The 11,457-nt window shown below is 59.7% G+C and carries 7 protein-coding genes; 3 read left to right on the forward strand and 4 right to left on the reverse strand.

Going from position 1 to position 11,457, the window contains the following annotated elements:
• The 3 genes from NW838_RS01160 to psaA form a co-directional block, all read right to left on the reverse strand.
• Nucleotides 1-612, reverse strand: a 612-nt coding sequence (locus tag NW838_RS01160; protein ID WP_414427334.1) for a Uma2 family endonuclease, incomplete at its 3' end; no start/stop codon positions are given.
• A 107-nt stretch (nucleotides 613-719) separates the two neighbouring features.
• Nucleotides 720-2,954, reverse strand: coding sequence for a photosystem I core protein PsaB (psaB, locus tag NW838_RS01165; RefSeq protein ID WP_011431693.1), 2,235 nt, complete (start codon nucleotides 2,952-2,954; stop codon nucleotides 720-722).
• A gap of 21 nt (nucleotides 2,955-2,975) precedes the next feature.
• Nucleotides 2,976-5,243: a photosystem I core protein PsaA gene (psaA, locus tag NW838_RS01170; protein WP_414357700.1), complete on the reverse strand. Its 2,268-nt coding sequence runs from the start codon at nucleotides 5,241-5,243 to the stop codon at nucleotides 2,976-2,978.
• A 327-nt stretch (nucleotides 5,244-5,570) separates the two neighbouring features.
• Between psaA and ureC the strand changes: the two genes are divergently transcribed.
• From ureC to NW838_RS01185, 3 genes are read left to right on the forward strand one after another with little or no spacing between them, the layout of a single operon-like run.
• On the forward strand, nucleotides 5,571-7,289 hold the full coding sequence (gene ureC, locus NW838_RS01175) for an urease subunit alpha (protein WP_414351194.1): 1,719 nt from the start codon (nucleotides 5,571-5,573) through the stop codon (nucleotides 7,287-7,289).
• A gap of 48 nt (nucleotides 7,290-7,337) precedes the next feature.
• A complete protein-coding gene (locus NW838_RS01180; protein ID WP_414427335.1) occupies nucleotides 7,338-8,444 on the forward strand; it encodes an ABC transporter ATP-binding protein in 1,107 nt (368 codons plus the stop codon).
• A gap of 45 nt (nucleotides 8,445-8,489) precedes the next feature.
• Nucleotides 8,490-9,749: an ABC transporter substrate-binding protein gene (locus tag NW838_RS01185; protein WP_414427336.1), complete on the forward strand. Its 1,260-nt coding sequence runs from the start codon at nucleotides 8,490-8,492 to the stop codon at nucleotides 9,747-9,749.
• Between the two features lie 3 nt (nucleotides 9,750-9,752).
• On the opposite strand, the gene NW838_RS01190 is transcribed toward NW838_RS01185, so the two are convergent.
• Nucleotides 9,753-11,457 (reverse strand): ATP-binding protein (locus tag NW838_RS01190; protein WP_414427337.1); only part of this gene is annotated, 1,705 nt, incomplete at its 5' end.

Consider the following 11,457-nt stretch of genomic DNA (forward strand, 5'->3'; position numbering starts at 1 on the left):
CCCGACACTGACCCTACGGGTACAGTGCGGGGCTCCTGCGATTTCTAGCTGATCCAGACTCAACTCTCCAGCCAGGATCCCAGGGATCCCAACTTTCTCCTTGGGGGTGTAAGCCTCTCTTTTTTGGTAAACTCCCGACTCTATTGGCAAGCTGTACGTCTCTAGGCAGTTCTCTTGCAAGTTCAAGATCCAGTAGTTGGGGATCCCAGCTTTGGCGTAGAGTCCGAGTTTGACTTCCCGATCATAGGTAAGGGAAGAATCAGCCACTTCGATGATGAGATAGATGTCTTCGGGCTGAGGATGCCGAGAGCGGTACTCATCCTGCTGAAAGCGCACAATGGCAAAGTCGGGCTCTGGCTCGTGATTGGGGGGCAGTTGCACCGGATCCTGGGTGCGCACAATAGCTTGCTCCTGCACAAGGCCCACCAACAGTCGGTACAGGCGGCTACAGTAGGCGGCGTGCCTCTCCCCTTTCGTCATCTTTTGAACCAGGAGCCCGTCAATCAGCTCCAACTGATTGGGCTCTTCAATCTGTCCAGACTCAATCAGTCGATGAAACTCCTCAAAGGTATATCGCCTGATATAGGGATCCAATCGGGCGGCTAGAGTCATCGACCAAACTCATCAGACCCTAAACTTCATATCACCACTCTACCAACTCACAAAAAAGGGATCCCCGGACAAGCCAAGGGATCCCTATTCAGCAGGTTATGGGCTGGCTACCCCGACTGAGAGGCTGTCGAGGCGATAACAAAGGCCGCGTAGGTCAACACGTAACCCACCGTGAAGTGGGCCAGACCCACCAGACGACCTTGGACAATCGACATGGCCACCGGCTTGTCTTTCCAGCGGATCAGCTTGGCCAAGGGAGTGCGCTCATGCGCCCACACCAAGGTCTCGATCAGCTCTTGCCAGTAGCCGCGCCAGGAGATCAAGAACATGAACCCAGTTGCCCACACCAGGTGGCCGAACAGGAACATCCAGGCCCAAACCGCCAGGTTATTCATCCCGTAGGGGTTGTAGCCGTTGATCAACTGGGCGGAGTTGGCCCAGAGGTAATCCCGCAGCCAGCCCATCAGGTAGGTGGAGTTCTCGTTGAACTGGGCAGTGTTGCCGCTCCAAACCCCAAGCTGCTTCCAGTGCCAGTAGAAGGTAACCCAGCCGATGGTGTTCAGCATCCAGAACATGGCCAGGTAGAAGGCATCCCAGGCGGAGATGTCGCAGGTGCCGCCTCGACCCGGGCCGTCGCAGGGGAAGCTGTAGCCAAAGTCCTTCTTGTCCGGCATCAGCTTAGAGCCGCGGGCATCCAACGCCCCCTTGACCAAGATCAAGGTGGTGGTGTGCAAGCCCAGCGCAATGGCGTGGTGCACCAGGAAGTCACCCGGGCCAATGGGCAGGAACAGGGATCCATTGGGATCGTTGATGGCCTGCAGCCAGCCCGGCAGCCACACGTTGCCGTAGTTGGGCCAAGCGGTAGAAGCAAGGCTGTCGGGGTTGGACAACAACACATCCATGCCGTAGATCATCTTGCCGTGAGAGGCCTGGATGAACTGAGCAAACACCGGCTCGATCAAGATCTGCTTCTCCGGCGTGCCAAAGGCCTGCATGACGTCGTTGTGGACGTACAGCCCCAGGGTGTGGAAGCCCAGGAACAGCGATACCCAGCTGAGGTGGGAGATAATCGCTTCCTTGTGATCCAGCACCCGCGCCAGCACGTTGTTCTTGTTGGCCTCAGGATCGTAGTCCCGCACCAGGAAGATGGCCCCGTGGGCAAACGCCCCCACCATCAAGAAGCCAGCAATGTACTGGTGATGGGTGTAGAGAGCCGCCTCCGTGGTGTGATCCATGGACATGAACACGTAGGGGTTAAGGGCGTACATGTGCTGCGCCACCAGCGAGGTCACCACCCCCAGACAGGCCAAGGCCAGAGCCAACTGGAAGTGCAGGGAGTTGTTGACCGTGTCGTAGAGACCTTTGTGGCCTTCTCCCAGCAGGCCCCCGAAGGGAGTGCCCTTGGGGGGGTTGTGGGCGCCAAGGATCTCCCGGATGCTATGGCCAATGCCCCAGTTGGTGCGGTACATGTGGCCGGCCACGATGAAGATCACCGCGATGGCCAGGTGGTGGTGGGCCATGTCCGTCAGCCACAGGGACTGGGTGTTGGGGTTAAAGCCACCCAAGAAAGTGAGGATGGCCGTGCCCGCCCCTTCTGCCGTGCCCCAGACATGGTTGGCCGTGTCCGGGTTCTGGGCATACACCCCCCAGTTGAGGGTAAAGAAGGGCTTCAGACCTGCCGGGTGGGGCAGAGTGGTAAGGAAGTTGTCCCAGCCTACGTGCTGCCCGCGGGACTCGGGGATGGCGACGTGTACCAGGTGACCAGTCCAAGCCAGGGAACTGACCCCAAACAAGCCGGCCAGGTGGTGGTTGAGACGGGCTTCAGCGTTCTTGAACCAGCTCAGGCTAGGCCGGAAGCGGGGCTGCAGGTGCAGCCAGCCGGCAAACAGAAACACCGCCGCCAACAACAACAGGCCAATGGCACCGGCGTAGAGATCGCCGTTGGTGCGCAGGCCAATGGTGTTGAACCAGTAGTACAGGCCAGAGTAGGCCGCGTTGACGGGGCCGCCGCCCCCCGGTTGGGTAAAGGCTTCCACCGCTGCCTTGCCAAAGTGGGGATCCCAGATGGCGTGGGCGATGGGGGTGACACCCGTGGGGTTGGCTACCCATTGCTCATAGTTGCCTTGCCAGGCGATGTGGAAGACGTTGCCGGAGGCCCACAGGAAGATGATTGCCAGATGGCCAAAGTGGGTGGCGAACAGCTTTTGGTAAAGCCGCTCCTCCGTCATGCCATCGTGGGTCTCGAAGTCGTGGGCGGTGGCAATGCCATACCACAGCCGACGCGTGGTGGGATCGCTGGCCAGGTCTTGGCTGAATTGGGGAAAACGAGTTGCAGTTGTCATGATTCTCTCTTCCTCCTTGCCTTAGCCGAGTGCGCCGAACCGTGCCAGGAAGAACGCCCAGGTGGTGACGATCCCTCCCAACAGGTAGTGGGCCACACCGACCGCCCGACCCTGAATGATGCTCAGAGCGCGGGGTTGAATGGCCGGAGCGACTTTTAGCTTGTTGTGGGCCCAAACGATCGACTCAATGAGCTCCTGCCAGTAGCCGCGACCGCTGAACAAGAACATCAGGCTGAAGGCCCAGACGAAGTGAGCGCCCAAGAAGAGCAGCCCATAGGCCGACAGCGCCGAGCCGTAGGAGTTGATCACCTGCACCGATTGCGCCCACAGGAAGTCCCGCAACCAGCCGTTGATGTTGACGGCGCTGGCCGCAAAGTTGCCGCCGGTGATGTGCTCAATCGTGCCATCGGCGTTGACGGTGCCCCAGATGTCGCTCTGCATCTTCCAGCTGAAGTGGAAGATCACGATGGAGATGCAGTTGTACATCCAGAACAGCCCCAGGAACACGTGATCCCAGCCGGAGACCTGGCAGGTGCCGCCGCGGCCCGGGCCATCGCAGGGGAAGCGGAAGCCCAGCTTGCCTTTGTCCGGGATCAGGCGAGAGGAGCGGGCAAACAACACCCCCTTGAGCAGGATCAGCACCGTAATGTGGATGGTCATGGCGTGGATGTGGTGCACCATGAAGTCCGCCGTGCCCAGCACCATGGGCATCATGGACACCTTGCCACCCACAGCCACCACGTCGCCACCAAAGATGGGGCTAACCGAGGCGCCCACATAGGGAGCGGTGCTGGCAATGGCCGAAGTGTGCAGCGACTGAATCCACTGGGCAAAGATGGGCTGCAGTTGGATCCCGGTGTCCGAGAACATGTCCTGCGGACGGCCCAGGGCTTGCATCGTGTCGTTGTGGACGTAGAAGCCAAAGGCGTGGAAGCCCAAGAACAGACACACCCAGTTCAGGTGGCTGATGATGGCGTCGCGGTGGCGCAATACCCGATCCAACACGTTGTTGCGGTTCACCGCCGGGTCGTAGTCCCGCACCATGTAAATGGCCCCGTGGGCAGCACCCCCCACCACGAAGAAGCCGCCTATCCACATGTGGTGGGTAAACAGGGAGATCTGGGTGGCGTAGTCGATGCCCATGTAGGGGTAGGGGTTCATGGCGTACATGTGCTGCGCCACGATGATGCTCAGGGATCCCACCATGGCCAAGTTGATGGCCAGTTGGGCATGCCAGGAGGTGGTGAGCACTTCGTAGAGGCCCTTGTGGCCTTCGCCGGTGAAGGGGCCTTTGTGGGCTTCCAGGATCTCTTTAATGGAGTGGCCGATGCCCCAGTTGGTGCGGTACATGTGGCCGGCCACGATAAAGAGCACAGCAATGGCCAAGTGGTGGTGGGCTTGGTCGGTCAGCCAGAGGGCGCCGTTCTGCGGATCCAGGCCACCCTTGAAGGTGAGAAACTCCGCGTACTTGCCCCAATCCAAGGTAAAGAAGGGCACCACCCCGCTGAAGATGCCCCAATCCACGCTGGGGAACATCTCCTTCATCAGGGCCGGGTTGAGGATGAACTCGTGGGGCAAGGGCACCTGGTCAGCCGGCACGCCCGCATCCAACATCTTGTTGATGGGAATGGACACGTGGATTTGGTGACCGGCCCAGGCCAAAGAACCCAGCCCCAGCAGGCCCGCTAGGTGGTGGTTGAGCATCGATTCCACATTTTGGAACCACTCCAGCTTGGGAGCCCGCTTGTGGTAGTGGAACCAGCCGGCGAACAGGCACAACCCGGCCATCACCAAGCCACCGATGGCGGTGCAGAGGAGTTGAAACTCATTGGTGATGCCGGCAGCTCGCCAGAGGTGAAATAGACCAGAAGTAATGCGGATCCCTTCGAAGCCGCCGCCCACATCCCCATTCAGGATCTCTTGGCCGAAGATGGGCCAGACCACTTGGGCGCTGGGCTTGACGTTGATCGGATCCGCCAGCCAAGCAGAATAGTTGGAGAACTGAGCTCCGTGGTAGTACATGCCGCTCAGCCAGACGAAAACCACTGCCAAGTGGCCGAAGTGAGCGGAAAAGATCTTACGAGAGACGTCTTCTAAGTCGCTGGTGTGACTGTCGAAGTCATGAGCAAGAGCATGGAGGTTCCAGATCCAGGTCGTGGTCTTGGGGCCACGGGATAGGCTGCGATCGAAGTGGCCCGGCTTGGCCCATTTCTCAAATGAGGTGGGAACCGGATCCACGTCAACCGACACCTTGACCTTCGGCTCTCGCTCCTTTGGCGTAGTTGTCATCAAGAACTCCTCTCTTGCGACAAGGAACGAAGCATCCCTACCCCTTGGCAGAAGATTCCCCCAGGGCAGGACTTACCTGGCATTATAGGTCAGGGTTTGTGAGCCCTCAGTTGCTTCACAATAATTAAACGAGGGATCCCTTGTCCCATCGAGGCTGGAGTCGATTGGCAATTGTTCTTTCGATCATAGATGTAAATATATGTAACGAATTTTCAGCCAACCCAATCCGTTCTCAGGAAGGGTTGGAACTGAACAATAGACAGCAAGGGATCCCCTGGGTGGGGATGTGTGGTAAAACCCTGGCAGCCCTTTTGCAGATACCACCCTATGACCCTAGAGATTCCCCGTCGCCAATACGTCAGCAACTACGGCCCCACCGTAGGGGATCGGGTGCGCCTGGCGGATACCGAACTGATCATCGAGGTGGAGGAGGATTTCACCACCTACGGCGAGGAGATTAAGTTTGGGGGCGGCAAAACCATCCGCGATGGCATGGGGCAATCGCCGACGGCCACCCGCGCCAACGGGGCCTTGGATCTGGTGATCACCAACGCCCTGATCCTGGACTGGTGGGGCATTGTCAAGGCGGATGTGGGCATTCGCGATGGCTACATTGTCGGCATTGGCAAAGCCGGCAACCCCAACATCCAAGCGGGGGTGACGCCGGGCATGGTGGTTGGCCCCAGCACTGAGGTGATTGCCGGGGAAAACCTGATCCTGACGGCGGGCGGGATCGATGCCCATGTGCATTTCATCTGTCCGCAGCTGTGCGAGTTTGCCATCGCCTCGGGAGTGACCACCCTTTTGGGGGGCGGAACTGGGCCGGCCACAGGCAGCAACGCCACCACCTGCACCCCTGGAGCTTGGAACTTGGGCAAGATGTTGCAGGCGGCGGAGGGGTTCCCCGTCAATTTGGGCTTCTTTGGCAAGGGAAACGCGGCTTTTCCCGCAGCTTTGCGGGAACAGGTGGAAGCGGGGGCCTGCGGCCTCAAGATCCATGAAGATTGGGGATCCACGCCGGCGGTGATCGACAGCTGTTTGCAAGTCTCGGATGAGTACGACATCCAAACCCTCATCCACACCGATACTTTAAATGAATCGGCTTTTGTGGAAGATACCATCGCCGCCATCAATGGCCGCACCATTCACACCTTTCACACCGAAGGGGCCGGGGGTGGGCATGCCCCCGATATCATTCGCATTGCCTCGGAGCCCAACGTGCTGCCCAGCTCCACCAATCCCACCCGCCCCTTTACCCGCAATACCATCGAAGAGCATCTGGACATGCTGATGGTGTGTCACCACCTGAGCAAGAATGTGCCGGAGGATATTGCTTTTGCCGAAAGCCGCATTCGCCCCCAAACCATTGCCGCCGAAGACATCTTGCATGACATGGGGGTGTTCAGCATCATCTCTTCCGACTCCCAGGCCATGGGCCGGGTGGGGGAGGTAATCATCCGCACTTGGCAGACGGCTCACAAGATGAAGGTGCAGCGGGGGCCTTTGCCGCAAGACAGCAGCCGCAACGACAACTTCCGGGCCAAGCGTTACGTAGCCAAGTACACCATCTGCCCCGCCATCGCCCAGGGCCTCAGCCACGTCATCGGGTCGGTGGAGGTGGGAAAACTGGCGGATCTGTGTCTGTGGAAGCCGGCCTTTTTTGGGGTTAAGCCGGAAATCGTCCTGAAGGGGGGCCTGATTGCCTACGCCCAGATGGGGGATCCCAATGCTTCCATTCCAACCCCGCAGCCGGTGTACCCCCGCCCCATGTTCGGCAGCTTTGGCCGCGCCCTGACCGAGACCAGCCTCCTCTTTGTCTCCCAGGCTGCTCTAGACTTGGGGATCCCGGAGAAATTGGGGATCCAGCGCCGGGCCGTAGCGGTGAAAAATTGCCGCGAGATCGGCAAAGCGGATTTGAAACTCAATACCGCCACTCCCCACATTGAGGTGAACCCGGAGACCTATGAAGTGCGGGCCGATGGAGAATTGCTCACCTGCGAGCCGGCAGAGGTGCTGCCCATGGCGCAGCGGTATTTTCTGTTCTAATTTGGGAGAGCTTGAGAGCTCCTTGGGAGGTTGACCGGTAACTCAAGCATGGGCCACCTTGTTCTCCGCCACCTCAGCAAGCGCTTCCACAAGGGAGGGATCCCTGTCCTCAGGGATTTGTCTTTGAGCGTGGAGGCAGGGGAGATCTTCGCCCTGCTGGGGCCGTCGGGCTGCGGCAAGTCCACCACCCTCAATCTCATCGCCGGCCTGCTGGAGCCGGATCCCTTGCCCTATCCGGGGGAAATCTGGCTGGACGGGATCCCCCTCAACCCTCTGCCGCCGGAACGGCGCGGCGTGACTTTGCTGTCCCAACACAGCCGCCTGTTTCCCCACCTGAGCGTGGGGGAAAACGTCGCTTTTGGCCTGAAAATGCGGGGTATTCCCCGGGCAGAGCGGGAGGCTGCCGCCTTGGGCATGTTGGAGCGGGTGCAATTGCCCGGATTGGCTCAGCGTCGGCCTAGCCAGCTTTCTGGCGGACAAGCGCAGCGGGTGGCCCTGGCGCGGGCTTTGGTGATTCGGCCCAAGGTGCTGCTGTTGGATGAACCTTTGTCGGCCCTGGATGCCAACCTGCGCCAAGAGATGCAGGCTCTCATCCTGGAGCTGCAGGCGGAAACAGGGGTGACGACGGTGCTGGTTACCCACGATCAAGCAGAAGCCACAGCTATGGCCCAACGCATCGGCCTGATGTTTGAGGGGCAGCTACACCAGGTGGGATCCCCTGTGGAGTTCTATCAGCAGCCGCGCTCCGAGCGCATTGCCCGCTTTTTTGGCGGGGTCAATTTTTTCGATGCGCAGGCGGAGGGTCACCAGCTTCGCCTCAACGACGGGATCCTCTTGAAAAGCGCCGCGCCACTCCAAGGTCAGGTGCGGCTGACGGTGCGCCCGGAACAGGTGCAGGTGTTTCCCCAGCCGCCCGGCTTGGCCGACAATGTTTTCTCCGCTCAAGTGATGGCGGAACGCTTTGCGGGCACCCAGCGACGGCTGACCTTACAAACCCCTTGGGGCAGTCTGCAGGCTTGGGTGGCTCCCCATCAGGTGTTTGCGCCGGGGCAGGCAGTGTGGATCCATTTGCCGCCAGAGGCTCTGTGGCCTGTGGGGGTTGGCGGGGATCCCTCACCCCCGGCCCTTTTCCCAAAGGAGGAGGGGAGAGTTTAAGTTGAATCTGAAACCTGAAAGTTTGATGGGGATGGTGGCAAGGCTATGCAACCCAAAAGCGTTTTCTGGAAGCGACGGCAGGTGTTGGCCGGCCTGGGATCCCTGGGAGCTTGGGCGTTGAGTCAAGGCTCTCCGTTTGCCCAGAACACCTCCCAGAACATGGTGGATCTGGGATCCCTGAGCTGGGCAGACATTCTGGAGCGGGCGCGGGGCAGCTCTGTCAACTGGGCCATGTGGAGCGGCAGCGAGGCCATCAATGGCTTCGTGGATGGCTGGGTGAAAAGCCAGTTGCAGGAGCGTTATGGCATTCGCTTGAACCGGATCCCGCTCACGGATACCGTTGAAGCAGTCAACAAGGTGATTGGGGAGGTACAGGCCGGGCTGCGCAGCGGCGGCAGCATCGATCTCATCTGGATCAATGGCAACAACTTCCGCACCCTCAAGCAGGGGAATTTGCTCTTCGGCCCTTTTGCTGAGAAATTGCCCAGCTTGCCCTTCTACGATCCCGCCGATATTGCAACGGATTTTGGCCTGCCCACCGAGGGCTATTCTGCACCCTACACCGGCAACTACTTTTTAATGGCCTATGATGCCGAGCGGGTACCCAATCCCCCCCAGAGCTACGCCGAACTGTTGGCTTGGGCAGAGGCCAACCCAGGGCGATTTACCTACGTGGCCCCGCCGGATTTTCATGGCAGCCGCTTTTTGTTGAGCGCCTTCTATGGTGTGACCGGGGGCTATGCCCAGTACAGCGGGCCGGACTTCGATGCCGATCTCTGGGCGCGACAATCCCCTGCCCTGGTGGAATACCTGAGAAAGCTGGATCCCTTCTTGTGGAGGCGGGGCCAAACCTACCCGCCCACCTTTGCCCGCCTGGCGGAGCTCTTTGCCAATGGCGAAGTGTGGCTCATCCCCACCTTTATCGATCAGGTGATCTTGCGCAAGGGCAACGGCCAATTTCCTCCCAGCACCACCCCCTATGGGATCCCGGGCACCAGCTTGATCGATCCCTCGTTCACGGCCATTCCCATCAATGCGGCCAATCCTTGGGGGGCGATGGTCTTGGCGGAGGTTTTGGCCAGCCCGGAGGGGCAATTGGAAAAGTTCAAGCCGGAGGTCTGGGGGGATCTGCCGCTCATTGATGTCAGCCGGTTGTCTGCCGACTACCAAACAGCTTTTGCCCAACTGGAGGCTGCTGCCGGGATCCCCATTCAAGAGGCCATTGCTGGGGCAGTGCCCATCGTGAACTCCGAATACACGGTGCAACTGGAGGCCCTCTGGCAGCAACAAGTCTTGCCGGGATAGGGGTCAGGTATGCCCCTCACCCCCAGCCTCTTTCCAAAAGGGGAGGTCTTCTGACATTGGGGGTGGGCCGGGCAATGGCGGAGCAGGATCCTCACCTTGGGGCAACCAAACTTGGAAGTGGGTCCATCCGTCCGAGCTGTTGACGGAGATATTCCCCCCCATGTGCTCCACCAGTTGCTTCACCAAAGCCAGCCCCAGGCCGGTGCCGCCGTGCTTCCAGCGATCCGATTGCGGGATCCGGTAAAACTTTTCAAAGATGCGGGGCAGCTCTGGCTCTGGGATCTCGCTGCTGTTGCTGCAGACGAAGAGGATCCCCTGCCCTTCTGAGACAGCCCGCAGGTGGATGGATCCCTCAGGATCCGTGTACTTGATGGCGTTGTGCAGCAGCTCGCGCAGAATGCGCCCCAAGCAGGTGGGGTCGGCCCAAAGCGAGGGGATCCCTGCCTCCAGGTGCAGTTGCAGGTGTTGATGTTTGGCTTGGGCCAAAGGCTGAGCCCCGGCCAGCAAATCTTGTAAATACCGCGGCAGAAAAATATTCTCTGGTTGCAGCAGATACGTCCCGGCTTCCAGCCGTCGCATATCCAGCAGGTCGTTAATGAGCTCGATTTGCCGGTTGCACTCTTTCAGGGCAATGGTGAAGTAGTGCCGCTGTTTCTCGGGGTTATCGCGGGTCATTTGCAGCATTTGCAAGGCCATGCGCACATTGGTCATGGGGGTGCGCAGCTCGTGGGAGACGGTGCTGAGGAAATCATCCTTCAGCAGATTCAGCCGCTCCAATTCCTTCACCTGCGCTTGGGCTGCTTGGTACAGACGGGCTTGGCGAATGGCCAGGGCACACAAGTTGGCCACCTGATAGGCCAGTTGAATCTCGTCTTCGGAAAACTCTTGCTCCGGCAGCCGCTCCAACAGCAAAGCTCCCAGCCGCTTCTCTTTGTCCCAAAGGGTGCAGGCCAGCAGCCGCACCCAGCGTCCTTCCTTCCGACAACAGCAGTGGATTTCCCATTTCTGCTGTGAGGAAGAATGGGACTGCAGCAGGCGCAAGAACTCCGGGTCGCTGGCGTAGTCTCGGCCATGCAAGGGATCCGCCCTGTCGCCCTGAGCTGCATCAGAAGAGAGAAGGGGGGAGTAGCAGTAGCCGGGGATCCAGGTTGACCCATCTTCTAAAAGCAGCAGGATTTGGCAGCAGGTCAGGCTTAGCGCTTCGGCAAGGGTTTTGACCACTTCTTCCAGGATTTCCCCCTCGTTTAGGCTGACCACCATCCGGCTGCTGATGGCGCGCAGCACCCCCTCAAAATGCAAGGCTTGCTGCAGCTTGGCCGTGCGCAGCTCCACCTGGGCTTCCAGCTCCCGGTTGAGGGCCTGCAACTGCTGTTCTGCCCGTTTCTGCTCGGTGAGCTCCCGTCCCACCGATAGGATCTCCACCAGGCGGCCTCGGCTGTCGAAAATGCCCTGATCTACCCAGCTAATCCAGCGGGACTGGCCGTTTTCTCCGGGGTACTCCCGCTCGCTGCTGTAAAAGGGACTTTCAGGAGTGAGAGCAGCAAAAGCTTGCAACACCTTAGCCTGCTCTTCTTCCGGCAGCCGATCCCGCCAAGGTTGGCCCACCACCTCCTCTGCCCGCCGACCGAAGAAGCGCAAACAGGCAGGATTGACGAAGGTGATGCAGGTATCGGGCCAAGAGCGACAAATGAGCTCCGTCTGCTGTTCC

This window comes from Synechococcus sp. R55.2 (assembly GCF_047462075.1).
GTDB lineage: Bacteria > Cyanobacteriota > Cyanobacteriia > Thermostichales > Thermostichaceae > Thermostichus.